The organism is Aeromicrobium sp. SP1 (assembly GCF_055663785.1).
The window spans coordinates 487,255-510,649 of record NZ_JBQVVK010000001.1; the positions used below are offsets into that span (position 1 = coordinate 487,255).

22 protein-coding genes and 1 tRNA gene are annotated in these 23,395 nt (G+C 71.5%); 20 read left to right on the top strand and 3 right to left on the bottom strand.

Going from position 1 to position 23,395, the window contains the following annotated elements; genetic code table 11:
• Positions 1-2 precede the first annotated feature (2 nt).
• Positions 3-1,421: a sensor histidine kinase gene (locus ACT26F_RS02410; RefSeq protein WP_471668882.1), complete on the bottom strand. Its 1,419-nt coding sequence runs from the start codon at positions 1,419-1,421 to the stop codon at positions 3-5.
• The gene (locus tag ACT26F_RS02415; protein WP_471668883.1) at positions 1,421-2,155 is read right to left on the bottom strand and encodes a response regulator transcription factor; all 735 of its coding nucleotides are present in this window, start codon (positions 2,153-2,155) and stop codon (positions 1,421-1,423) included. The genes ACT26F_RS02410 and ACT26F_RS02415 overlap by 1 nt, the downstream gene beginning before the upstream one ends.
• A 149-nt stretch (positions 2,156-2,304) precedes the next feature.
• Between ACT26F_RS02415 and ACT26F_RS02420 the strand changes: the two genes are divergently transcribed.
• From ACT26F_RS02420 to ACT26F_RS02515, 20 genes are all read left to right on the top strand, one after another.
• Positions 2,305-2,526 (top strand): hypothetical protein, encoded by a 222-nt coding sequence (locus ACT26F_RS02420; RefSeq protein WP_471668884.1) that lies wholly within the window; start codon positions 2,305-2,307, stop codon positions 2,524-2,526.
• Positions 2,527-2,614: 88 nt separating this feature from the next.
• Positions 2,615-4,324 carry an Ig-like domain repeat protein gene (locus tag ACT26F_RS02425; protein ID WP_471668885.1) on the top strand — a complete coding sequence of 570 codons (1,710 nt, stop codon included), beginning with the start codon at positions 2,615-2,617 and terminating at the stop codon, positions 4,322-4,324.
• A gap of 36 nt (positions 4,325-4,360) precedes the next feature.
• Positions 4,361-4,705 (top strand): histone-like nucleoid-structuring protein Lsr2, encoded by a 345-nt coding sequence (locus ACT26F_RS02430; RefSeq protein WP_471668886.1) that lies wholly within the window; start codon positions 4,361-4,363, stop codon positions 4,703-4,705.
• A 92-nt stretch (positions 4,706-4,797) separates the two neighbouring features.
• Positions 4,798-5,562: a phosphatase PAP2 family protein gene (locus ACT26F_RS02435; RefSeq protein ID WP_471668887.1), complete on the top strand. Its 765-nt coding sequence runs from the start codon at positions 4,798-4,800 to the stop codon at positions 5,560-5,562.
• A gap of 49 nt (positions 5,563-5,611) precedes the next feature.
• Entirely contained in the window at positions 5,612-7,543 is a 1,932-nt protein-coding gene (locus ACT26F_RS02440; RefSeq protein WP_471668888.1) for a TIGR03960 family B12-binding radical SAM protein, read from the top strand.
• A 1-nt stretch (position 7,544) separates the two neighbouring features.
• Positions 7,545-8,309, top strand: a complete 765-nt coding sequence (locus tag ACT26F_RS02445; protein ID WP_471668889.1) for a TIGR03936 family radical SAM-associated protein — start codon at positions 7,545-7,547, stop codon at positions 8,307-8,309.
• Between the two features lie 136 nt (positions 8,310-8,445).
• Complete coding sequence (locus ACT26F_RS02450; protein WP_471668890.1) at positions 8,446-10,989, top strand: Rne/Rng family ribonuclease; 2,544 nt, start codon at positions 8,446-8,448, stop codon at positions 10,987-10,989.
• Between the two features lie 92 nt (positions 10,990-11,081).
• A complete protein-coding gene (gene rplU, locus ACT26F_RS02455; RefSeq protein ID WP_471671644.1) occupies positions 11,082-11,387 on the top strand; it encodes a 50S ribosomal protein L21 in 306 nt (101 codons plus the stop codon).
• 12 nt (positions 11,388-11,399) lie between these two features.
• Positions 11,400-11,657, top strand: a complete 258-nt coding sequence (gene rpmA, locus ACT26F_RS02460) for a 50S ribosomal protein L27 (RefSeq protein ID WP_471668891.1) — start codon at positions 11,400-11,402, stop codon at positions 11,655-11,657.
• 89 nt (positions 11,658-11,746) lie between these two features.
• The gene (obgE, locus tag ACT26F_RS02465; RefSeq protein WP_471668892.1) at positions 11,747-13,351 is read left to right on the top strand and encodes a GTPase ObgE; all 1,605 of its coding nucleotides are present in this window, start codon (positions 11,747-11,749) and stop codon (positions 13,349-13,351) included.
• Positions 13,348-14,448: a glutamate 5-kinase gene (gene proB, locus ACT26F_RS02470; protein WP_471668893.1), complete on the top strand. Its 1,101-nt coding sequence runs from the start codon at positions 13,348-13,350 to the stop codon at positions 14,446-14,448. Before obgE ends, proB begins: the two co-directional genes overlap by 4 nt.
• A gap of 57 nt (positions 14,449-14,505) precedes the next feature.
• Positions 14,506-17,532 carry a hypothetical protein gene (locus ACT26F_RS02475; protein ID WP_471668894.1) on the top strand — a complete coding sequence of 1,009 codons (3,027 nt, stop codon included), beginning with the start codon at positions 14,506-14,508 and terminating at the stop codon, positions 17,530-17,532.
• A gap of 57 nt (positions 17,533-17,589) precedes the next feature.
• A complete protein-coding gene (locus ACT26F_RS02480; RefSeq protein WP_471668895.1) occupies positions 17,590-18,138 on the top strand; it encodes a QsdR family transcriptional regulator in 549 nt (182 codons plus the stop codon).
• Between the two features lie 19 nt (positions 18,139-18,157).
• On the top strand, positions 18,158-19,294 hold the full coding sequence (locus tag ACT26F_RS02485) for a serine hydrolase domain-containing protein (RefSeq protein ID WP_471668896.1): 1,137 nt from the start codon (positions 18,158-18,160) through the stop codon (positions 19,292-19,294).
• 64 nt (positions 19,295-19,358) lie between these two features.
• A complete protein-coding gene (locus ACT26F_RS02490; RefSeq protein WP_471668897.1) occupies positions 19,359-20,603 on the top strand; it encodes a glutamate-5-semialdehyde dehydrogenase in 1,245 nt (414 codons plus the stop codon).
• 23 nt (positions 20,604-20,626) lie between these two features.
• Positions 20,627-20,776 carry a hypothetical protein gene (locus tag ACT26F_RS02495; RefSeq protein WP_471668898.1) on the top strand — a complete coding sequence of 50 codons (150 nt, stop codon included), beginning with the start codon at positions 20,627-20,629 and terminating at the stop codon, positions 20,774-20,776.
• A 2-nt stretch (positions 20,777-20,778) separates the two neighbouring features.
• Positions 20,779-21,393 (top strand): nicotinate-nucleotide adenylyltransferase, encoded by a 615-nt coding sequence (nadD, locus tag ACT26F_RS02500; RefSeq protein ID WP_471668899.1) that lies wholly within the window; start codon positions 20,779-20,781, stop codon positions 21,391-21,393.
• On the top strand, positions 21,390-21,746 hold the full coding sequence (gene rsfS, locus ACT26F_RS02505) for a ribosome silencing factor (RefSeq protein ID WP_471668900.1): 357 nt from the start codon (positions 21,390-21,392) through the stop codon (positions 21,744-21,746). Before nadD ends, rsfS begins: the two co-directional genes overlap by 4 nt.
• The gene (locus ACT26F_RS02510) at positions 21,746-22,393 is read left to right on the top strand and encodes a histidine phosphatase family protein (protein ID WP_471668901.1); all 648 of its coding nucleotides are present in this window, start codon (positions 21,746-21,748) and stop codon (positions 22,391-22,393) included. Before rsfS ends, ACT26F_RS02510 begins: the two co-directional genes overlap by 1 nt.
• A gap of 57 nt (positions 22,394-22,450) precedes the next feature.
• Positions 22,451-22,523, top strand: a tRNA-Ala gene (locus ACT26F_RS02515).
• A gap of 68 nt (positions 22,524-22,591) precedes the next feature.
• Here the strand turns inward: ACT26F_RS02515 and ACT26F_RS02520 are convergent.
• Positions 22,592-23,356, bottom strand: coding sequence for an IclR family transcriptional regulator (locus ACT26F_RS02520; RefSeq protein WP_471668902.1), 765 nt, complete (start codon positions 23,354-23,356; stop codon positions 22,592-22,594).
• Positions 23,357-23,395: the final 39 nt, after the last annotated feature.

Sequence of the window (23,395 nt, forward strand, 5' to 3'; positions counted from 1 at the left end):
GCTCAGGCGTCGAAGGTCAGCTGGAACGTCGTGTCGCCGGGGCGGCTCTCGACCGTGGCGGTGCCACCGTGGGCGATCATGATCGCCTTGACGAGGGACATGCCGAGGCCGGCGCCGCCCGAGGCCCGTGTCCGGGACGAGTCGCCCCGGACGAACCGCTCCCAGATGACGGGCAGCAGATCGGGTGCGATCCCCGGCCCGTCGTCGTGGACCTCGATGCGCACCGGATCGGTGAGCACCCGGGCGGTCACGGTCGTCCCCTCGGGGGTGTGCCGGCCGGCATTCGTCAGAAGGTTGGTGACGGCCTGGTGCACGCGCAGCTCGTCGCCGACCGTCGTGACGGCCTCGCCGGGCACGTCGAGGTGCCAGCGGCGGTCCGGGTCGACGACCCCGGCGTCCGCGACGGCCTCCACCACGAGGTGCGTCAGGTCGACCTCCTCGCGGACGAGAGGGCGGCCCGAGTCGAGCCGGGCCAGCAGCAGCATGTCCTCCACGAGGGCGGACACCCGCCCGACCTCGGACTCGACCTTCGCGAGGGACTCGACCGGGTCGGCCCCCGTGCGGCGGCTCAGCTCGGCGTAGCCCTTGATCGTGGTGATCGGCGTCCGCAGCTCGTGGGACGCGTCCGCGAGGAACTGGCGGACCTGCTGCTCGCTCTCGTGCCGGGCGTTGAGTGCCAGCTCGACGTGGCCGAGCATCCGGTTGAACGCCTCGCCCACCTGACCGACCTCGTTGTTCGGGTCGGTGAGCTCGTCCGGGACGCGCGGGGTCGAGCCGACCTCGCCGCTGGACAACGGCATGGCTGCGACCTCGTGGGCCGTCGCGGCGACCTCGCGCAGGGGGCGCAGCTGGCGACGGATGATCTCGCGGGCCACGATCGCGGCGATCGCGATGCCGATGAGCGACAGCACGACCTCCCACCAGATCAGGCTCGCGATCGTGGCGTCGACGTCCTTCGTCGGCAGGCCGAAAACGATCCGGTCGCCGGAGCTGTTCGTGGTGGCCGCGACCCGGTAGGAGCCGAGGTCCGGCAGGTCGACCGTCTGCGGGGCGGCGCCGACCTCGATCTGGTCCAGCTCCTGGCGCGCGGCGGCGTCCAGCTCGGTGACCTCGCCGTCCTCCGTGATCTGGACGCCCACGCTGCACGCGTCGCCGAAGACGGCCGTGACGCTGCCGGCGTTCTGGCCCGGGGGGAGGGTCGGCAGCTCGCCGCACTGGGTCGTGAGGCCGGTCGATCCGCCGGGTCGCGGGCCCTCGACGCGCTGGGACCGCTCGACGGCGTTGTGCAGGTTGTCGTCCAGCTGGGCGGTCAGGGAGGACCGCATGATCACGGTGGCCGTGATCGCGACGAGCAGGCTCACGACGGTCACCAGCGCGACGGTCGCGCCGATGAGCCGCCCCGTGAGGGTCTGCGGGCGCATCAGGAGGCCGCCGGGTCGGCCGCCTTGATGACGTACCCGGCGCCCCGCTTGGTGTGGATCATGGGGGAGCGACCGGCGTCGATCTTCTTGCGCAGGTACGAGATGTAGAGCTCGACGATGTTGTCGTTGCCGCCGAAGTCGTAGTCCCAGACGCGGTCGAGGATCTGGGCCTTCGAGAGCACGCGCCGCTCGTTGCGCATGAGGTACCGCAGCAGCTCGAACTCGGTCGCGGTCAGCTCGATCGGGTCCCCGCCGCGGACGACGTCGCGACTGTCCTCGTCGAGCTCGAGGTCGCCGACGACGAGGGTCGGACTCTCGGCCTGCCGGCGTCCGCCCGCGCGCCGCAGGAGACCGCGCAGCCTGGCCACGACCTCCTCGAGGCTGAACGGCTTCGTGACGTAGTCGTCGCCGCCGGCCGTCAGGCCCGCCACCCGGTCCTCGACCGCGTCGCGCGCGGTGAGGAAGATGACCGGGACCTCGGGGGAGAAGGCACGGACCTTCGCCAGCACCTCGAGACCGTCGTAGTCGGGGAGCATCCAGTCCAGGATCATCGCGTCGGGGGCGAAGTCGCGCGCGGCCGAGACCGCCTTGCGGCCGGTTCCCGCGGCGCGCACCTCGAAGCCCTCGTAGCGCAGGGCCATCTGCAGCAGCTCGGCGATGTTGGGCTCGTCGTCGACGACGAGGATGCGCAGGGGCGTGCCGTCGGCGCGGGTCAGGGGCGGGGTGGCGCTCATGGCCACCAGTGTCCCTCTCCCGCTCCCCAGGTGCCTGAGTCCTGCCTGTGCCGTTCCTGTGAGACAGGGGAGTCCGTCGCCGCGGGGCTCCCAGCCGTCACCCGCGGTGCGCACAGGGAGGCCACAGGCCCGGTCGCGAGGCTGCCGTCATGAACGATGGACAACTGACTCCGCGGATGCTTCTCGTGGCCGCGATCGCCGCGGTCGTGCTCGGGGTGGGGTCGGCGGCGGCCCTCGGCGCGATCGGCGACTCGAGCACCTCGCAGGGCGGTCCCGGTGGGCGGGGCGGCGCTCCGGGCGGCTTCGGCCGTCAACCCGCGATGCCGAACGGCTCGATGGGTGGGCCGCCGGGCAGCGCTGCGCGCACCTGACAAATCACACGCGTGTCATTAACACACCAAAACCTTAAAGTTCGGCTTGAGGTTCACATCGGCGTGTCGCTGCCCTAGGCTGACGCGCATGCGCCGATTGGGACTGATGGGACTTCTGTGCCTGCTCCTGATGGCCGGCCTGTCCTCCGTGACCACGTCGGCGCACGCCTTCACCCTGATCTGCAGCGGAAAGACGACCGCGCAGGTCGCGAAGTGCGACACCTCCGGGTACGCCTCCGTCATGGCGAAGATGCACTGGCGCATGTACGGCGGCCACAACTGCACGAACTACGCCGCCTACCGCATGCAGAAGGCCGGGGTGCCCGAGCCGAGGATCCTGCTGGGCAACGCCCGCGACTGGGCGAAGAACGCCGAGAAGCTCGGCTACCCGGTCGACCAGCGGCCCGCGGTCGGCGCGATCGCGCAGTGGTCGAAGGCCGCGAGCCACGTCGCCTACGTCGAGGAGGTCGGCGCGAACTACCTGATCCTCTCCGAGGACAGCTACACGTCGAAGGTCTACCGGCGCTACAAGGTGCTCTCGACCGACTCGTGGTACCCCGAGCGCTTCATCCACTTCAAGGACGTCTCGACGTCGGTCGATCCCCAGAAGCCCACGGTCGAGTCCACCGTGAAGGTCACCGCGCCGGCGAAGGTGAGTTCCTCGATGAAGGCCACCGTCGCGGTCACCGTGGCCACCGGTGACGGCAAGCCGGCGATCGGCGTCCTGCGCGTGCGCCGTGGCGGGACCACGGTCGCGACGACGTCCCTGACGGCCGCCGCGAACGGGACCGCGAAGGTCACGATCCCGAAGATGAAGCGCGGCACGCAGTGGATCTCCGCCGCGTTCGACGGCAGTGCCACGGTGCGCCCCTCCACGAGCGGCTCGGCCAAGGTCGTCGTCACCAAGCCGCCGAAGACGATCGCCTCGACGACGACCGTGACGCCGGCGGCGACCACGATCGCCGCAGGTGCCCGGACCAAGGTCGCCGTGGCGGTGAAGGCCCTGGACGGCCGCGTGATGACCAATGCCGTGTCGGTCTACGTCGACGGCGTGCGCGTCGCGGCACCCGTGCTCAAGAAGGCCCACCGGGGCCAGGTGACGGTCGCGCTCCCGGCGATGACCGCGGGACGTCACTCCGTCACCGCGAGGTACTGGGGCTGCCCGACGGTCAAGCGGTCCACGTCTCCGGCGAAGGCGGTCATCGTCGTCGAGCCGACCACCGTCGTCGGGATGCTCGCGAAGCCGACCGTGACGTCGCGCGAGGCCACGTCCGTGACGGCGACCGTCGCCACCGCGCGCGGCGTGGCCCCGACGGCCGGTGAGGTCCGGGCGCTCGTCGACGGGATCGAGGTGGGAACGGCATCGCTGACTCCGGCGAGCAAGGGAACCGTGACGATCCCGCTGCCCGTGCTCGCGCCCGGCAGTCGCCAGGTGTCGGTCCAGTACGGCGGATCGACCTATCAGACGGCCTCGACGGGCGCCGCGACGACGCTCGTCGTGCAACAGCCCACGAGCGTCACGTCGACGCTCTCGGCCGCCTCCATCAGGACGACGACGAAGGCGACGGTCGCGGTGACGGTGCGCACCTCGACGGGTGCCGTGGCGCCCGCGGGGACGGTCACGGTCCTCGAGGGGACCAAGCGACTCGCGACCGGCACGGTGACCGCCGCAGGCACGGTCAGGCTCACGCTGCCGGTGTTCGCCGCCGGCACGCACCGGCTCACCGTCACGTACGGCGGCACGGCGACGCTCGAGCCGTCGACCGGCGCGGTCCTGACACTCACCGTCAAGAAGTAGCGGGCCGCTTCGCTCGCGCGGGCCTACGATCTCGATATGGCCAAGGAAACGATCGTCCGCGTGGTGTCCGACCTCTCCGGTGAGGAGATCGTCGAAGGAGCCGGCCGAACGGTCCGGTTCGCCCTCGAGGGCGCGACCTACGAGATCGACCTGACGAACGCCGAGACCGACGAGCTGTACGCGGCGTTGGCGCCCTACGTGGCGGCCGGTCGCTCGGTCGGCCGAGGCGTCGGCGCGGCCCGGCCACGGCCTTCGTCCGCCCGCCGCGGAGCCGAGGAGCTCGCCGAGATCCGGGAGTGGCTGCGCGCCGAGGGCCACGATGTCGCCGACCGCGGACGCATCCGCGCGGACCTCGTGGCGCTGTACGACGCCGCGCACTGATCCGGTCCATTCGCTCCACTGGGAGCATTTGACGGCGAATCGGCGCACACTGGGCAGATGACGACACCCGAGCCGGCCCCCGCCTGACGTCGATGGCCTCGCCCGAGGTTCCGCTCCCATCCACGGCGGGACAGCGCTCGCAGAGGATCTCGCGCGTCGACCGGTTGCGGTCGGGTGCGCGCGAGTGCGTGCTGCTCGTGGTGCTGTACGTCGCGTACTCGTTCGCGCGCACCCTCGCCTCCAACGACGTCGGCCCGGCCTACGCCCACGCGACGTGGCTGCTCAACATCGAGCGGATGCTGCACCTCGACGTCGAGCACGGACCGGTCGACTTCGTGGCCGGTCACCCGCACCTCGCGGTCGCGGCGAGCTACTACTACGCGACGGCGCACTACCTGATCACCCCGCTCGTGCTCGGCTGGCTGTGGTGGCGGCGGCCGACCGACTACGTCACGGCGCGGCGGGCGCTCGTGGCCGCGTCCCTCGTCGCGCTGCTGGTGTTCGTGCTGTTCCCCGCGATGCCTCCGCGGCTGTACGGCGGATACCCCGACGTCCTCTCGCTCACGTCCGACAGCGGCTGGTGGGGGGCGAGCGCCTCGGCGCCGAAGGGGCTCGGCGGGCTGACGAACCAGTTCGCGGCCATGCCCTCGATGCACGTCGGGTGGGCGGTGTGGTGCGCCCTCGCGATCGGCGCCTTCGCGCGGAGCCGGGTCGTGCGGGTCGTGGGCGCCCTCTACGCGGTGCTGACGATGCTCGTCGTGGTCGGAACGGGGAACCACTGGATCCTCGACGTCGTGGTCGGTGCCGCGATCGTGGCCGCCGCGTGGTTCGGGTTCGTCGGCCGAAGGCGAGCGTGACCCTCGTCGCCGGAACGTCGGTCTGACGTCCTCGCCTATCCTTGGAGTCATGCCCGTCGACTCCCTGTACGCCCGTCTGGAACCGCTGCTGTCCGGCGTCGCCAAGCCGATCCAGTACATCGGCGGCGAGTTGAACTCGACCGTCAAGGACTGGGACGAGGCCGACGTCCGCTGGGCGCTCATGTACCCCGATGCGTACGAGGTGGGGCTGCCGAACCAGGGCGTCCAGATCCTGTACGAGGTGCTCAACGAGCGCGAGGGCCTGCTCGCCGAGCGCACGTACGCGGTGATGGCCGACATGGAGGCCGTGATGCGCGAGCACGGCATCGCGCAGTTCACGGTCGACAGCCATCGTCCGGTGGGCGCCTTCGACCTGCTCGGCGTCAGCTTCTCGACCGAGCTCGGCTACACGAACCTGCTCACGGCGCTCGACCTGGCCGGCATCCCGCTGCACGCCGTCGACCGTGACGACTCCCACCCGATCGTCCTCGCCGGCGGCCACAGCGCCTTCAACCCCGAGCCGATCGCCGACTTCGTCGACGCCGCCGTGATGGGCGACGGCGAGGAGGTCGTCCTGGCGATCAGCGAGGTCGTGCGCGAGTGGAAGGCCGAGGGGCGTCCGGGCGGGCGCGACGAGGTGCTCGCGCGGCTCGCCGCCTCCGGTGGCGTGTACGTGCCGAAGTTCTACGACGTCTCCTACGACGCCGCGGGGCAGATCGCCGCCATCGGGCCGAACCGGCCCGGCGTGCCGACGCGCGTCGCGAAGCACACGCTCATGGACCTCGACGCCTGGCCGTACCCGAAGAAGCCGCTCGTGCCGCTCGCCGAGACCGTCCACGAGCGCTACAGCGTCGAGATCTTCCGCGGCTGCACGCGCGGCTGCCGCTTCTGTCAGGCCGGCATGATCACGCGCCCCGTGCGCGAGCGGTCGATCCAGACGATCGGCCAGATGGTCGACAACGGTCTGAAGATGTCGGGCCTCGACGAGGTCGGCCTGCTGAGCCTGTCGAGCGCCGACCACTCCGAGATCGGCGAGATCGCCAAGCAGCTCGGCGATCGCTACGAGGGCACGAACACGTCGCTGTCGCTGCCGTCGACCCGCGTCGACGCGTTCAACATCACGCTCGCCAACGAGTTCAGCCGCAACGGACGCCGGTCCGGCCTGACCTTCGCGCCCGAGGGCGGCAGCGACCGCATGCGCAAGGTCATCAACAAGATGGTCAGCGAGGAGGACCTGATCCGCACCGTCGCTGCGGCGTTCTCGCACGGCTGGCGCCAGGTCAAGCTCTACTTCATGTGCGGACTGCCGACCGAGACCGACGAGGACGTCCTGCAGATCGGCGAGCTGGCCAAGCGCGTCATCGACACGGGCCGCGAGGTCTCCGGCCGGCGCGACATCCGGTGCACCGTCTCGATCGGCGGTTTCGTGCCCAAGCCGCACACGCCGTTCCAGTGGGCCTCGCAGCTCGACCACGAGACGACCGACGAGCGGCTGCGCCAGCTGCGCGCCTCGGTCCAGTCCGACAAGCGGTACGGCCGCGCGATCGGCTTCCGGTACCACGACGGCAAGCCCGGCATCGTCGAGGGACTGCTGTCGCGCGGTGACCGGCGCGTCGGCGGCGTCATCGAGGCCGTGTGGCGCGACGGAGGCCGCTTCGACGGCTGGAGCGAGCACTTCAGCTACGAGCGCTGGGAGTCCAAGGCGGCCGAGGTGCTCGCGCCGCAGGGCGTCGACCTCGACTGGTTCACGACGCGCGAGCGCGATCACGACGAGGTCCTGCCGTGGGACCACCTCGACTCCGGTCTCGACCGCGAGTGGCTGTGGGAGGACTGGCAGGACGCGATCGACCCCGAGGGCGCCCTCGAGGTCGAGGACTGCCGCTGGACGCCGTGCTTCGACTGCGGCGTGTGCCCCGAGATGGATCTCGAGATCCAGATCGGCCCCACGGGTCAGAAGCTCCTTCCCCTCTCGGTGGTGTGACATGAGCACGACGCTGGAGGGGACCCCGAACCCGGAGGCCCCGAACCCGCAGCTGCCGATCGTGCAGCGGCTGCGCATCCGCTACGCCAAGCGCGGCCGGATGCGCTTCACGAGCCACCGCGACTTCGGTCGGGCGTTCGAGCGCGCGATCCGGCGCGCGGGCCTGCCGATCGGGTACTCGTCGGGCTACACGCCGCACCCGAAGATCTCCTACGCCGGCGCGTCGCCGACCGGCGCGGCGAGCGAGGCCGAGTACCTCGAGATCGGCCTGACCCGGCCCATGGAGCCCGGCGATGTCCGCGCCGCCCTCGACACGGCGCTGCCGGAGGGCCTCGACGTCGTCGACGTCGTCGTCTCGCCCGGGGGAGCGCTCGCCGACCTGCTGCAGGCGAGCCGGTGGCGGATCGAGCTGCCGGACGTGCCCCGTGAGGCGGCGGAGAGCGCCGTCGAGACGTTCCTGGCTCTCGACGAGGCGCTCGTCGAGCGCATGACGAAACGGGGCCTGCGGACGTTCGACTGCCGGTCGGCCGTCATTCGTCTTCTCGTCGAAGAACCGTCGTCCGAATCGGGGTGTGCGATACTGGACGTGGTCGTACGCCATGACATCCCGTCGGTACGACCGGACGACGTGATCACCGGACTGCGCACCTTGTGCGGCCTGCCGATCGAGAAGGCGCCTCTGGCGACCCGCTCGCATCAAGGGCCGCTGGATGTGCAGGAAGGTACGGTCGGCGATCCACTCGCCCCCGACCGCGACGCACCCTGACGGGTGCCGACCGCGGCGGGCCGGGCGGAATAGCCGTGTGACAGGCCGAGGCGCCGTCGAAGACAGACTTGAGGTCCCACGGGACCGCTGACCAGCCCGGTGTTCGGCTGCGCCATCGCCGGGCGGAGGAGCGCACATGCTCGATCAGAACGACGTGAACGACGAGTCCACCGGAGCCGAGGACGAGGCGTCACCGTCTCCCGATCCGCAGCCGGCCGAGGCGTCGACCGAGGCCCCCGAGGCGTCGCCCGAGGAGTCGACCGAGACTCCTGACGAGCCGAAGGTGACCACGACCCGCACGCGCCGCCGTGCCGCGGGTCGCCCCGCCGGCCCTCCTGCCGCCGTCGCGGCGATCTTCTCCGCTCCGGTCGAGACGCCGGTCGAGGAGATCGAGGACGAGGACGACGAGGAGGAGGAGGAGGCCGTGCTCGCCCAGACGGCCGAGCTCACGCCGACCCTGCCGCCCGTCGGCGCGATGTTCCAGGCCCCGCCCGCCGAGCTGGCGCCGCCGCGGTCCAGGCCCGCGAAGCCGGTCGAGGACGACGAGGACAGCGCCGAGGGCTCCGACGACGACGGTGACGACGAGGGTGGCGAGGGCTCTGAGCCCAAGCGCCGCCGCCGCCGCGGCGGTCGCCGTCGCCGCAAGAACGACCAGGACTCCTCCGACGACGGTTCCGACGACTCCGACGACGCGGGATCGGGCGACTCCGACTCCGACGGTCAGGGCGACGAGGAGCAGGGCTCGTCCGGCTCCACCACGACGCGCCGCCGCCGCCGTCGGGCCCGCGCTGGCGAGGGCGCCGAGTCCTCGTCGGACGACCCCGAGAACACCGTGGTCAAGGTGCGCGAGGGCCGCACGGCCGAGGACGAGATCACCGGCGTCACCGGCTCGACCCGCCTCGAGGCCAAGAAGCAGCGCCGCCGCGAGGGCCGCGAGGCCGGCCGTCGCCGCGCCCCCATCGTGAGCGAGGCCGAGTTCCTCGCCCGCCGTGAGGCCGTCGAGCGCGAGATGGTCGTGCGCCAGCGCGACGACTACACCCAGATCGCCGTGCTCGAGGACAATGTCCTCGTCGAGCACTACGTCGCCCGCGAGTCGCAGACGTCGCTCATCGGCAACGTCTACCTCGGCAAGGTGCAGAACGTGCTGCCCAGCATGGAGGCGGCGTTCGTCGACATCGGCGCGGGCCGCAACGCCGTCATCTACGCCGGCGAGGTCGACTGGTCCAACATCCAGAACGGCAAGCAGCGCAAGATCGAGGACGCGCTGCAGCCCGGCCAGACGGTGCTCGTGCAGGTCACGAAGGACCCGATCGGCCAGAAAGGCGCCCGGCTCACGAGCCAGGTCAGCCTGCCCGGTCGCTTCCTGGTCTACGTGCCCGGCGGCGGCAGCAACGGCATCAGCCGCAAGCTGCCCGAGAACGAGCGCGCGCGGCTCAAGGGCCTGCTCAAGGAGGCCCTGCCCGAGAGCGCGGGCGTCATCGTCCGCACGGCCGCCGAGGGTGCCACCGAGGACCAGCTGCAGCGCGACATCACGGCGCTGACCGCGCGCTGGGAGGACATCGAGCGCAAGGTCGCCGACGGCAAGTCCCCGCAGCTGCTGTACGCCGAGCCGGACCTGATGATCAAGGTCATCCGCGACCTGTTCAACGAGGACTTCGCGTCGCTCGTCGTGCAGGGCGACGAGGCCTGGGACATGGTCGCCGGCTACGTCGCCCATGTCGCGCCCGACCTCGGGGAGCGCGTGCGCCGTTGGGAGGGCGAGGGCGACGTGTTCGCCGAGCGCCGCCTCGACGAGCAGATCCACAAGGCGCTCGATCGCAAGGTCCACCTGCCGTCGGGCGGCTCGCTCGTCATCGACCGCACCGAGGCGATGGTCGTCGTCGACGTCAACACGGGTCGCTTCACCGGCTCGGGCGGCAACCTCGAGGAGACCGTCACCAAGAACAACCTCGAGGCGGCCGAGGAGATCGTCCGTCAGCTCCGGCTGCGCGATCTCGGCGGCATCATCGTCGTCGACTTCATCGACATGGTGCTCGAGAGCAACCGCGACCTCGTGATGCGTCGTCTCGTCGAGTGCCTCGGGCGCGACCGCACGCGCCACCAGGTCGCCGAGGTCACGTCGCTCGGCCTGGTCCAGATGACCCGCAAGCGCATCGGCACGGGCCTGCTCGAGTCGTTCAGCCACGAGTGCGAGCAGTGCCACGGCCGCGGCGTCATGATCGAGGACGCCCCGGTCGAGCCGAAGAAGGACGAGGGCCCGCGGCGCGGCCGCCGTGGCGGTCGTTCCGGTGGTCGCGGCGGCAACGAGGGCAGCGCCAACGGCAACGCCAACGCCAAGGGCGACGGCAACGCCAAGGGCGAGGGCAACGGCAACGCCAAGGGCGACGGCAACGGCAACGCCAAGGGCGACGGCAACACCAAGGGCGGCGGTCGCCAGCGCCAGGCCAAGTCGCAGGAGCCGAAGGCCGAGGAGTCCCCGGTCGAGGAGCCCCTGACGCAGGAGCCGGACACCGACGCCGGACCGGTCGACGAGGCCGCCGTCTCGGATGCTCCCGTCGAGCAGGTCGCGGCCGAACAGGTGTCTGCGGAGCCGGCTCCCGAGCAGCTCCCGCTCGATCCCGAACCCGCCGGAGACGGCGAGGACGGACCCGTTTTGACCGAGGGCGGGGCGCCCCAGTAGAATGGACAGTCGGTGCGCCTCCGTCGCGCACCCCGAATTCTCTGAAGCACACCGTCTCTGACGCAACACAGCTCGAAGTGAGGAATCCCGTGGTGTACGCAATCGTGCGCAATGGCAGCGGCCAGGCCAAGGTCGCGGTCGGCGACGTCATCTCGATCGACCAGCTCCAGGCGGCCGAGGGCGACACCGTCCAGCTCGCCGCCGTGATGCTGGTCGATGGCGACGACGTCACCGCCGGTGCCGACGCGTCCAAGGTCAAGGTCGACGCCGAGGTCGTCGGCCCCGCCAAGGGCCCGAAGATCATCATCCAGAAGTACAAGAACAAGACCGGCTACAAGAAGCGCCAGGGTCACCGCCAGAAGTACACCCAGGTCAAGATCACCGGAATCTCGAAGTAAGGGCACGCAGACATGGCACACAAGAAGGGCGCAGCCTCCACCAAGAACGGCCGCGACTCCAATTCCCAGCGCCTCGGCGTGAAGCGCTTCGGCGGTCAGCAGGTCAACGCCGGCGAGATCATCGTCCGCCAGCGTGGCACGCACTTCCACCCGGGCACGAACGTCGGTCGCGGTGGCGACGACACCCTGTTCGCGCTCTCCGCGGGTGCGGTCGAGTTCGGCACCCGTCGTGGTCGCCGCGTCGTGAACATCGTTCCGGCGGAGCAGTGACGAGTAGATCTTCCTGAGAGGGGCGGTCCGCTGATGCGGGCTGCCCCTTCTCTTTTTCGGCAGGGTTCCTTTTCTCAACGGAGGCAGTGATGGCGATCCCCACGTTCGTCGACCAGGTGACGTTGCACGTCACGGGCGGCAACGGCGGCCACGGTGTCGCCTCGGTGCACCGCGAGAAGTTCAAGCCGCTCGGTGGCCCCGACGGCGGCAACGGCGGTCACGGCGGTGACGTGATCCTGCGGGTCACGCCGGACGTCACGACGCTCATCGACTACCACCACGAGCCGCACCGCAAGGCGACGAGCGGCGCGCCCGGTGCGGGCTCGAACCGCAACGGCGGCAACGGCGAGGACCTCCTGCTGAAGGTGCCCGACGGCACGGTCGTGCGCGATGAGGACGGCGAGGTGCTGGCCGACCTGGTCGGTGCCGGCACCGAGCTCGTGATCGCGGCCGGTGGCCGCGGTGGCCTCGGCAACGCCGCGCTCGCGTCGAGCAAGCGCAAGGCCCCCGGGTTCGCGCTCAAGGGTGAGCCGGGCGAGGAGCGCACCGTCACGCTCGAGCTCAAGGTCGTCGCGGACATCGGTCTGATCGGCTTCCCGTCCGCGGGCAAGTCCAGCCTCATCGCGTCGCTGTCGCGCGCCCGGCCCAAGATCGCCGACTACCCGTTCACGACGCTCGTGCCCAACCTGGGCGTCGTCACGGCCGGGTCCACGACGTTCACGGTCGCCGACGTGCCCGGCCTCATCGAGGGCGCGAGCGAGGGCCGCGGTCTGGGTCACGACTTCCTGCGCCACGTCGAGCGCTGTGCCGCGCTCGTCCACGTGATCGACTGCGCCACGGTCGAGCCCGGACGCGACCCGATCACCGACCTCGACATCATCGAGACCGAGCTGGCGCGCTACGGCGAGCTGACCGGCACCGACTTCGCCGACCGGCCCCGGCTCGTCGCCCTCAACAAGACCGACGTCCCCGACGCCGCGCAGATCGCCGAGTTCGTGATCCCCGAGCTCGAGGACCGCGGCCTGCGCGTGTTCGAGGTCTCGGCCGCGAGCCACGTCGGCCTGCGCGAGCTGTCCTTCGCGATGGCCGAGATCGTCGCGGCCCGCCGGGCCGCCGAGCCCGCGCGTGAGGCGACCCGGATCGTCCTGCGCCCGCCGGCGCCCGCCGGCGTCGGTCGCGAGTTCGCGATCACGCACCTCGACGGCAAGTGGCACGTGCGCGGCGAGAAGCCCGCCCGTTGGGTGCGCCAGACCGACTTCAGCAACGACGAGGCCGTCGGCTTCCTCGCCGACCGCCTCAACCGGCTCGGCGTCGAGGACGAACTGCTCAAGCTGGGTGCCGAGGCTGGCGACGACGTCGTCATCGGCGACCCCAACGACGCCGTCGTGTTCGACTTCGACCCCACCATCACGGCCGGTGCGGAGGCACTCGGCCGTCGTGGCGAGGACCTGCGCATCGACCAGAGCACGCGCCGCACGAACAAGGAGCGGCGCCAGCTGCTCGCCGCCCGCCGGGCGTGGGAGCTCGACGCGGCCGCCGCGCGCGCCGAGGGCCGCGTGCCCGAGCCGTTCCTGCCGCCGGAAGGCACCGAGCACCTCGTGGAGGACTTCTCCGACGCGTGGTCGGTCGACGAGCTGTACACCGGCGGTGACGAGGGCGTCTTCGACGAGGACGACGCGGGAGACCAGCGGTGAGCCGGGTCGTCGTCAAGGTCGGCTCCTCCTCGCTGACCACGGCCGACGGCCATCTCGACCCCGACCGGATCGGCACGGTCGTCGACGCGATCGTCGCGGTGCGGGCGCGCGGCGACGAGGTTGTGCTCGTCAGCTCCGGTGCGATCGCCGCGGGTCTCGGCCCGCTGGGCCTACCGTCGCGTCCCCGCGACCTGCCGACCCAGCAGGCGGCCGCCGCGGTCGGCCAGCGCGCGCTGATCGCCCACTACTCCGAGGCGTTCGCCGCGGCCGGTCTCGTCGTCGGGCAGGTGCTGCTCACGGTCGATGACGTGAGTCGTCGCGGCCACTACCGCAACGCGTACCAGACGTTCGCGAAGCTGCTCGAGCTCGGCGTCGTGCCGGTCGTCAACGAGAACGACACGGTCGCGACCTCCGAGATCCGGTTCGGCGACAACGACCGGCTCGCGGCGCTCGTCGCGCACCTGGTCCACGCCGACGAGCTGATCCTGCTGTCGGACGTCGACGGCCTCCACACGGGTCATCCCGAGGCCCCGGGCTCGCACCTGCTCGAGGTCGTCGCCTCCGACGCCGACCTCGCCGGCGTCGACGTCGCCCGGGTCGGCTCGGCGGTGGGCACCGGAGGCATGGTCACGAAGATCGACGCGGCCCGGATCGCCACGGCCGCCGGCATCCCCGTCCGGCTGACGTCCGCGGCGCGCGCGCTCGACGCCGTCGAGGGCAAGTCGGCGGGCACGCTCTTCACGCCCACCGGCAAGCGCCGGGCCACCCGGCTGCTGTGGCTGGCCCACGCGAGCGAGACCCGCGGCCGGCTCGTCCTGGACGCCGGTGCGCGACGCGCTCTCGTCGAGCGCGGGGCGTCGCTGCTCGCCGCCGGGATCGTGCGGATCGAGGGCGACTTCGCGGCGGGCGACCCCGTCGACGTGCTGGGTCCGGACGCCGTGGTCATCGCCCGCGGGATCGTGAACTACGACAGCTCTGAGCTGCCCGGGCTGCTGGGCCGCTCCACGCACGATCTGGCGGCCGAGTTCGGCGCCGACCACGGTCGCGCCGTCATCCACCGCGACGACCTGATCCTCGTGGGCGCCCCCCACGCCTGACCCCCGCCGGGGTTCGTGAGGCATCACGGCACCTTGTCGGGCCTCACCATCGGTGACATGTTCTTCTGGACGACGTCGCGCCGGTGGGAGGTGGGGACGATGGCCGACCCGGATCCTCGGGTGGTGCTCGAGCTGCGGGTGCACGGCGTCCGCGGCACGCCCCCGTCCTCGATGCTCGGGATCGACGCGGGCAACGTCGTCCAGGTCGCCGGTGACGACCTCACCGGGTTCTACCGGCGGGCGGACGGCACGGAGCTCCCGCTGCGCACGCCGAAGCCCGAGCTGGCCGTCGAGGCCTACTCGTGGGGCGCGCTCACCTCGGGGGTGCGGGGCTGGTTCGGGTGGGTGCAGCGGGTGCTGTGGTTGGCCCTGCTGCCGTTCGCCCTCGTGAACATGGCCTTCTGGGCACGTCAGTACGCCGGCGAGCAGTCCGGCCAGGCGCGCTGGGGCCTGCGGGCCGTGCGGGTCTCGGGCATCCTGCTCACGGTCGTGGCCGTCCTGACCCCGTGCGTCCTGGCGATCGACCTCGTCGGCTGGCAGTGCTTCCGCAGCAACAGCATCGCGTGCCCCGTGCTGCCGGACTGGACGGACCGACTCGCCTCGTTGTCGACGGGCCAACGGATGGCGCTGACCTCGCTCGTCCCGCTCGCCGCGATCCTCGGCCTCGTCCTGCTGTCGTTCCGCACGCTCGCCCGCTACGAGGCCACGCCCATGATGACGAAGCCGGGCGGCACGAGCCGTGGCGCCGACGTCGGCATCCTCGGCGACTCGAAGATGTGGAAGAGCGGGGGTCGCACGCGCCGGCTGCAGCGGCTGCACGTGGCCGCCGCGCTCGCGACCGTCGTGTGCTTCACCGGGATCCACCTGCTCGTCGTGGGGCGGCTGGCCCGGCTGTGGCCCACGACCGCGGCGGGCATTCTCATCATGGTCCTCGTGGTGGCGCTCGCGACGACCGTCGATCCACGCGACCACGAGCACGCGACGACGCGACGGCACTTCTGGTCACGCAGCGCCTCCGGTTGGTACAACGCCCTCGCGTGGGTCGCGCTTGCCGTGGTGGTCGCGCACCTGGCCGTCCTGTGGACCATCCGACTTCCGCTGGCCCTGCACGACCGGAACTTCACGGGCACCAACACGTGGTTCATCACGCTCTTCGCGGCGCTGACCGTGCTGCACGTCGTCCTCTTCGTCGGCGGTCGGCTGCCGGGACCCCTCGCGACCCTCGTCGCGGGGCTGTTCCTCGCGCTCGTCGTGTGCGGCGTCGTGCTGGGGCACGGCGGTGCCGGGGTGCGCAACGCGGTGCTGCTGGCCGTCGGCGCCCTGATGGCCTGGGGGGTGCTCGCCCTGATCCAGGTGCGGCTGGCCCGACGGGGTCGGTGGGGCGATCGTGACGGGCCCGATCTGCGCGAGATGGCCTGGGTCGGCGCGGGCTCGTCCCTGCTGCTCGGCGCGGCCACGATGGTCGCCCTGCTCTTCACGACGGCCGCGGTCGTCGCCACCGCCAACCACCTCAACGGACCGGACCAGTCCGTCGACGACCTCGTGACGAGGCGCCACGAGGTCGCGCCCGTCGACGCCGCCACGCTGCGCGCCGCGGGCGACGTCGTGCTGACGGGCGCGCGCATCACCTCCGACCACGGGGTGATCCGCGTGTCGTCCGGGACGATCGCGGTCGACCGGCTCACCGCCATCGATCCCGACAGCAGACTCGCGACGATCGGCCTGGGCTCGACCCACCTGAGGAAGTCGGTGCTCGTGCTGCCGTCGGACGCGACCGGAGTCCGGCTCGAGTCGTCCTGCTACGGCCGCGCCGGCGACCCCGACTACGCCTCCAAGGCGCCGTGCACGGGCGAGTCCGTCGGGTTCAGGACGGCGGGCACGGTCCTGGTCCCGCCGGCCTGCCTCGTCGACGGGGTCCCCATGCGCTGCCTGCAGGTCAAGGCGGTCTCCGACCGGATCACGATCGACGTCGCCGACTCGCCGCAGGGACCGCTCGTCGTGCCCCAGGTGCTGGTCTGGACGCCGCTCATGCAGTTCGCCCTCATCGTGCTGGGCACCGTGGCCCTCCTGCTGACGATCGTGAGGTTCCGGCTCAGCGCGGCACGACGGATCCGCGAGCAGGCCATGGCGGACACCCGGATCCCGACCTCCGACCGGGCGACGGTCGCCGCGACCCGCGTGCGGGCCGCCCTCGCGCACCGGGCCGAGCGCGTGCTGGACGTCCTGGGCATGGTCACGAGCATCCTCGCGCTGCCCACGCTGGCGCTCTCCCTGAACGGCCGGCCCCCGTGGGACGTCGTCGAGTGGTCGCGGCCCTTCACGACGATCTCCCTCTACGCGGTCGTCGTCGTGTCACTCGGTCTGATGTTCGCGGGGGCCCAGATCCGCAAGTCGCCCGAGGCACGTCGATCCGTCGGCATCCTGTGGGACATCACGACCTTCTGGCCGCGCGCGGCGCACCCGTTCGCGCCGCCGTGCTACGCCGAGCGGGTCGTCCCCGAGGTGACGGCGCGCGTGCGCTGGGCGCTCGAGCGCGACCCGCAGGGGATCGTGGTGATGTCGGGGCACAGCCAGGGCTCGCTGATCTGCGCCGCCGTGCTGTGCCAGCTCAACGGGCTGGCCCACCGCGTGCGCGTGGTCACCTACGGCAGTCAGATCCGGACGATCTACGGACGCGTGTTCCCGCGCGCCGCCGGGCCGAAGGAGTTCGGCTACGTCGCCACGACGGGGGCCACACTGATGGGCGTCGCGCCGCCGGACCTGCCGACGGAGCCGGCCGCGCCGACGACGAGCGTGACGGGCCTGCGGGCCCGACTGGCCCGTCCGGACCACTGGGTCAACCTGTTCCGGCGCGGTGATCCGCTGGGGTACCGGGTCTTCAGTGACCTCGACGATCCGGTCCTCGACCGGCCGACCCTCGAGGTGCCCACGGTCGAGTGGGGCGATCCGGGCCCGCGCGTGCTCGGGCACGGCGGCTACCAGCACACGCAGGAGTACCGCGAGGTCGTGGCGACGTGGACGGGGGAGCCCGTCGTGGGTCCGCCGGCGACGACGGCGGACGTGCGCCCGCTGCCCGGACCGTGACCCGTTCGTTGTGCAACAAATCTTGAAAATGTTGTAGCCGCGTCCTACGCTGTCGCCATGAGTGACGTGGATCACGTTCGAGAGCGGATCATCGGGGCTGCTCGGCACGCGCTCATCGCCGGCGAGGCCGTCGACGTCGGCAAGGTCGCCGCGCACGTCGGGGTCGACCGCACCACGGTGTTCCGCCAGGTCGGCCGCCGGGACGTCCTGATCGCCGAGGCGCTGTGGAGCACGACGGATCGGATCGCGTGGCCGACGAGCCTCGACGCGCAGCCGCCCGGCACGCCGCACCGTGCGGCCGAGGTGATGCGGACCTACGTGCGCATGCTGATCGACGAGTCGTGGTTCCGCACGTTCCTCGACCGCGACCCGCAACGCGCGTTGCGCATCCTCACGACCGCGGCGACGCCGGTCCAGGCCCGCATGGTCGACCGGGTCCGCGACCTCGTCGAGAACGAGCCCGCGGGGCCCGTCGACCTCCCGCCCGCCGAGCTGGCGTACCTCGTGGTGCGGGTCGCGGAGTCGTTCATCTACGCCGACCTGATCGCGGGCGGTGCCCCCGACGCCGATGCGGCGTACACCGTCTTCGTCGCCCTGCTCGGGTGACCGGAACGAAGGAGAACCCATGACCGTCAACGGACACCACGATCCCCGCTTCGCGCGCCTGCGCGAGGTGTTCGAGCAGAACCTGGACTCGGGCGAGGAGCTCGGTGCGGCGATCGCCGTCGACCTCGACGGGGAGACGCTCGTCGACGTGTGGGGCGGCTTCGCCGACGTGGCCCGCACCCGCCCGTGGGAGGCCGACACGATCGTCAACGTCTGGTCGACCACGAAGGAGATCACGGCGCTCGCGGTGCTGACTCTCGTCGAGCGAGGACTCGTGGACGTCGACGAGCCCGTCGCGACGTACTGGCCTGAGTTCGCGCAGAACGGCAAGGAGCGGATCGAGGTGCGTCACCTGCTGTCGCACACCTCCGGCGTGTCGGGCTGGGAGCAGCCGTTCGCGCTGGAGGACATGTACGACCGGGAGTCATCGACCTCGCGGCTCGCCGCGCAGGCGCCGTGGTGGGAGCCGGGCACCGCGTCGGGCTACCACGCGCAGAACCAGGGCCACCTGCTCGGTGAGGTCGTGCGCCGGGTCACCGGCAAGACGCTCACGCAGTACGTCGCCGAGGAGATCGCCGGGCCGCTCGGGGTCGACCTGCAGATCGGCGCGAGGGCCGAGGACGACGACCGGATCGCCGAGATCGTCGCGCCCCCGCCGTTGGACATCGACTTCTCCCAGATCGACCTGGCCTCGCCCATGGCGAAGACGTTCATGGGCCCGATCGCCGACGCCAACGCCGCGAACACGATCGCCTGGCGGCGCGCGGAGCTGGGGGCGCTCAACGGCCACACGAACGCGCGGGCGCTGGCCCGGACCTTCTCGGTGATCTCCCGCGGGGGAGAGGTCGACGGCGTCCGGCTGCTCTCGGACAAGACGATCGACCGGATCTTCGACGAGCAGTCGCGGAACGTGGACCTCGTGCTCGGGGTGCCGCTGCGCTTCGGGGTCGGCTTCGCCCTGCCCGAGCCCGCGACCCTGCCCTACATCCCCGACGAGCGGATCTGCTTCTGGGGCGGCTGGGGCGGCTCGCTGACGATCATGTTCCCGCTGCAGCGGCTGACCGTCTCCTACGTCATGAACAAGATGGCCCCCGGCATCATCGGCTCCGACCGCGCGGCCGCCTACGTCTCCGAGATCCTCGCCGCCGTCGGCTGACCGCACCCGCCGCCGACCACCTGCCACTCGCGGTCGGTGGCGGGGGCGCGCCTAGAATCGCGGCATGGGAACCGAGGTTCGTGACGCGGCGCTGCGTGCCCGCGAGGCCGCGCGAGTGCTGGCGCTCGCGACGCGCAAGGACAAGGACGCCGCGCTCGTGGCGATGGCCGAGGCGCTCGTCGCCGGGACTGACCGGATCCTCGCCGCCAACGGCGAGGACGTCGCCGAGGCACGCGCCGAGGGCACGCCCGAGAACGTGATCGACCGGCTCGCCCTCGACGCCGACCGGGTCGCCGCGTTCGCGCAGGGCGTGCGCGACATCGCGGCGCTGCCCGACCCGGTGGGCGAGCTCGTGCGCGGGTCCACCCTCGAGAACGGCCTGCAACTGCAGCAGGTCCGCGTGCCGATGGGCGTCATCGCGATGATCTACGAGGGCCGTCCCAACGTCACCGCCGACGCCGCCGCGATCTGCCTCAAGGCCGGCAGCGCCTCACTGTTGCGCGGCTCGCGGTCGGCGCGACGCTCGAACGCCGTGATCGTGCAGATCATGCGCGACGCCGTCGCCTCGACGGGTCTGCCCGCCGACGTCATCCAGGCGATCAGCGCCGAGGACCGCTCGACCTCCACCGACCTCATGACCGCGCGCGGCCTCGTCGACCTCGTGATCCCGCGCGGCGGCGCCGGCCTCATCCGCACGGTCGTCGAGCAGTCGACCGTGCCCGTCATCGAGACCGGCACGGGCAATGTGCACGTGTACGTCGACGCGGACGCCGACCTCGACATGGCCCTGGCGATCGTCCTGAACTCCAAGACCCAGCGCACGAGCGTCTGCAACGCCGCCGAGTCGCTGCTCGTGCACAAGGCCGTCGCCGACGAGTTCGTGCCGCGGGTCGTGGCCGCCCTGCAGGAGCACGACGTGCTGATCCACGGCGACGCCGCGTTCACGACGTTCGAGGGCGTCGAGGCGGCGACCGACGACGACTACGCGACCGAGTACCTCGCGTCGGAGATCTCGGCGCGGGTCGTCGACTCGCTGGAGGACGCCGTCGACCACATCCGCCGGTACTCCTCGGGGCACACGGAGGCGATCGTGACCCGCTCGCTCGACGCCGCCAGGCGATTCACGATGGGCGTCGACTCGGCCGCCGTGATGGTCAACGCGTCCACGCGATTCACCGACGGCGGGGAGTTCGGCTTCGGCGCCGAGATCGGCATCTCGACCCAGAAGCTGCACGCCCGCGGACCCATGGGACTGACCGAGATGACCACCACGACGTACGTCGTGACGGGAACCGGTCAGGTCCGCTGACCCGCCGCTGATAGCCTGTCGCCATGCTCGATCTGACCCGCGTCGCCGCCGAGGCGGCAGAACACGGCGAACCCGCCATCAACCCGTACATCGTCGGTGGGATCGCGCTCGGCGTCCTGCTCACGCTGCTGCTGATCACCGTCCTGTTCGGGCTGGGTCGCGAGCACACCTGAGCATGTCGGGTCGTCGCCGTCGCATCGGCGTGATGGGCGGGACCTTCGACCCCATCCACCATGGGCACCTCGTCGCCGCCAGCGAGGTCCAGTCGTGGTTCGACCTCGACGAGGTCGTCTTCGTCCCCACGGGGCAGCCGTGGCAGAAGGCGGACCGCGTGGTCTCGCCGGCCGAGGACCGCTACCTGATGTCGGTCATCGCCACCGCCGCGAACCCCCGGTTCACGGTGAGCCGCGTGGACATCGACCGCGACGGGCCCACCTTCACGATCGACACGCTGCGCGAGCTCGCCACCGCGCATCCTGACTCGGACCTCTACTTCATCACCGGCGCCGACGCGATGGCGCAGATCCTCACGTGGCGCGACCACGCCGAGCTGTTCGAGCTGGCGCAGTTCGTCGGCTGTACCCGGCCGGGCCACGAGATGGACGAGACCACCCTCGCGGGGTTGCCGGGCAACCGGATCACCCTCGTCGAGATCCCGGCCCTGGCGATCAGCTCCACCGACTGCCGACTGCGGGTGAACTCCGGCGAACCCGTCTGGTACCTCGTGCCCGACGGTGTCGTCCAGTACATCGGCAAGCACGGCCTCTATGCCCCGAAGGAGTCCTCGTGACCGCCACCGACCATGCGACCACGCTCGCCCGCGCCGCCGCCCACGCCGCCGCAGACAAGCAGGCCGCCGACATCCTCGCGTTCGACGTCTCGGACCAGCTCGCGATCACGGACGTGTTCGTGCTGTGCTCGGCGTCCAGCCAGCCGCAGATGAGCGCCGTCAAGGACGCGATCGAGGAGCAGCTGCTGGCGATCGGCGCGAGGGCCATCCGCCGCGAGGGCACCCGCGAGTCCCGCTGGATCCTGATGGACTACGGCGACATCGTCGTGCACGTCCAGCACAGCGAGGAGCGCGCCTTCTACGCCCTCGAGCGGCTCTGGAGCGACTGCCCCACGATCGACCTGCAGCTGTGATGAACCGCCGGATCATCCTGTGGCGGCACGGCCGGACGCAGTGGAACCTCGAGGGCCGCGTGCAGGGCCAGACCGACATCCCGCTCGACGAGGTGGGCCGGCAGCAGGCGCGTGACGCGGCCGCGCGGCTCGCCTCGCTGAAGCCGTACCGGATCGTCAGCTCCGACCTGTCGCGCGCGTTCGACACCGCCACGGCGCTCGCCGAGCGGACGGGCGTGCCCGTCGAGACCGACCCATTGCTGCGTGAGCTGGCCTTCGGCGTCCGCGAGGGCCTGACGTGGCGAGAGTCCTGGGACCGGTTCCCCCAGCAGATGCAGGCGTGGGCCGACGGGCACGAGGACACGGTCGAGGGCGCCGAGACGCACGCGCAGGCCGCCGCCCGGCTCGACACGGCGCTCATGCGCCACCTCGAGGACCTGCCCGAGGGCGAGACCCTCGTCGTCGTGGCGCACGGCGCCGTCCTGCGCACGGGGGCCTGCCTGTTCCTGGGCTTCCCCGAGACCCACTGGCGATTCTTCGGCGGTCTGTCGAACTGCCACTGGTCGGTCCTGGAGGAGTCCCGCTACCAGGACTGGTCGCAGTGGCGCCTCACGGAGTGGAACAGCGGCTCACTGCCCGAGCCCGTCCTCTCCGACGACGAGGAGTGAAGGGGGACCCGGTTTGGGGAACCGTGACCCGGGCAGGTAGAGTTGTCGACGCACTACGGGGCATTGGCGCAGTTGGTAGCGCGCTTCCATGGCATGGAAGAGGTCAGGAGTTCGAATCTCCTATGCTCCACCGAAATGAGGCCCGGACCGTCTGGTCCGGGCCTTCGTCGTGCCCCCGGGGAGCCGGTGGGACCAGGCTCACCGCTCCGGCGGATCCTGACCGCCCAGGCGCCGCGTGATGCGGGCGGCGGTGTCGGCGACGGCGGGGGCCAGGACGTCGGGGTCGGCCTCGCCGGTCGGGTAGGTCAGGGCGACGCCGGCCACGGGGTGACCGTTGTGGTCCAGGACGGGCGCGGCGACGCTGGCCATGCCGGGGGATACCTCGCCGTCCTCGCGAGCGTGGCCGCGCCGCCGCGTGTCGGTCAGGACGGCGCGCAGGGCGGGCAGGCTCGCAGGTCCGGTCCCGGTGCGCAGGGTGAGGGTCGAGGCGTCGGGAAAGAGCGCGCGGACCTGGCCGACGGGCAGGCTCGCGAGGATCGCGCGACCACTGGCGGTCAGCTGGGCGGGCAGGCGGACGCCGACGTCGGTCACGAGCGGCGGTCGCCCGGGGGCGCGGTCCTCAATCACGTAGAGCACGTCGCGACCGTGCAGCACCGCGAGATGGGCCGAGTGGCCCGTCCGGTCGACGAGCTGCGCGAGCGGTCGCCGCGCGATCCGCTCGAGCGGTGCCTGGCGCACGTAGCCGCTGCCGACCTCGAACGCCGCGACGCCGAGTCCGTAGCGACGGTCGTCGGCCAGGTGCACGACGAATCCCTCGTCGATCATCGCGGTCATCAGGTGGTACGCCGTGCTGCGCGGCAGGTCGCACGCCCGCGAGATCCGGTCGAGCGGCACGGGATCGGCCTGCGTCGCGAGGAAGCGCAGCACCCGCAGGGCCTTGGTCGCGGCCGGGACGTGGCTCATCGTCCGAGCGTGCCACGGAAGTGTCCCGATGTCTCGGAT

Excerpts from the sequence above, each read along its gene's own strand:
- ACT26F_RS02410 (WP_471668882.1), bottom strand. The coding sequence starts at position 1,421 with ATGCGCCCGCAGACCCTCACGGGGCGGCTCATCGGCGCGACCGTCGCG.
- ACT26F_RS02415 (WP_471668883.1), bottom strand. The coding sequence starts at position 2,155 with ATGAGCGCCACCCCGCCCCTGACCCGCGCCGACGGCACGCCCCTGCGC.
- ACT26F_RS02420 (WP_471668884.1), top strand. The coding sequence starts at position 2,305 with ATGAACGATGGACAACTGACTCCGCGGATGCTTCTCGTGGCCGCGATC.
- ACT26F_RS02425 (WP_471668885.1), top strand. The coding sequence starts at position 2,615 with ATGCGCCGATTGGGACTGATGGGACTTCTGTGCCTGCTCCTGATGGCC.
- ACT26F_RS02430 (WP_471668886.1), top strand. The coding sequence starts at position 4,361 with ATGGCCAAGGAAACGATCGTCCGCGTGGTGTCCGACCTCTCCGGTGAG.
- ACT26F_RS02435 (WP_471668887.1), top strand. The coding sequence starts at position 4,798 with ATGGCCTCGCCCGAGGTTCCGCTCCCATCCACGGCGGGACAGCGCTCG.
- ACT26F_RS02440 (WP_471668888.1), top strand. The coding sequence starts at position 5,612 with ATGCCCGTCGACTCCCTGTACGCCCGTCTGGAACCGCTGCTGTCCGGC.
- ACT26F_RS02445 (WP_471668889.1), top strand. The coding sequence starts at position 7,545 with ATGAGCACGACGCTGGAGGGGACCCCGAACCCGGAGGCCCCGAACCCG.
- ACT26F_RS02450 (WP_471668890.1), top strand. The coding sequence starts at position 8,446 with ATGCTCGATCAGAACGACGTGAACGACGAGTCCACCGGAGCCGAGGAC.
- rpmA (WP_471668891.1), top strand. The coding sequence starts at position 11,400 with ATGGCACACAAGAAGGGCGCAGCCTCCACCAAGAACGGCCGCGACTCC.
- obgE (WP_471668892.1), top strand. The coding sequence starts at position 11,747 with ATGGCGATCCCCACGTTCGTCGACCAGGTGACGTTGCACGTCACGGGC.
- ACT26F_RS02475 (WP_471668894.1), top strand. The coding sequence starts at position 14,506 with ATGTTCTTCTGGACGACGTCGCGCCGGTGGGAGGTGGGGACGATGGCC.
- ACT26F_RS02480 (WP_471668895.1), top strand. The coding sequence starts at position 17,590 with ATGAGTGACGTGGATCACGTTCGAGAGCGGATCATCGGGGCTGCTCGG.
- ACT26F_RS02485 (WP_471668896.1), top strand. The coding sequence starts at position 18,158 with ATGACCGTCAACGGACACCACGATCCCCGCTTCGCGCGCCTGCGCGAG.
- ACT26F_RS02490 (WP_471668897.1), top strand. The coding sequence starts at position 19,359 with ATGGGAACCGAGGTTCGTGACGCGGCGCTGCGTGCCCGCGAGGCCGCG.
- ACT26F_RS02495 (WP_471668898.1), top strand. The coding sequence starts at position 20,627 with ATGCTCGATCTGACCCGCGTCGCCGCCGAGGCGGCAGAACACGGCGAA.
- nadD (WP_471668899.1), top strand. The coding sequence starts at position 20,779 with ATGTCGGGTCGTCGCCGTCGCATCGGCGTGATGGGCGGGACCTTCGAC.
- ACT26F_RS02510 (WP_471668901.1), top strand. The coding sequence starts at position 21,746 with ATGAACCGCCGGATCATCCTGTGGCGGCACGGCCGGACGCAGTGGAAC.
- ACT26F_RS02520 (WP_471668902.1), bottom strand. The coding sequence starts at position 23,356 with ATGAGCCACGTCCCGGCCGCGACCAAGGCCCTGCGGGTGCTGCGCTTC.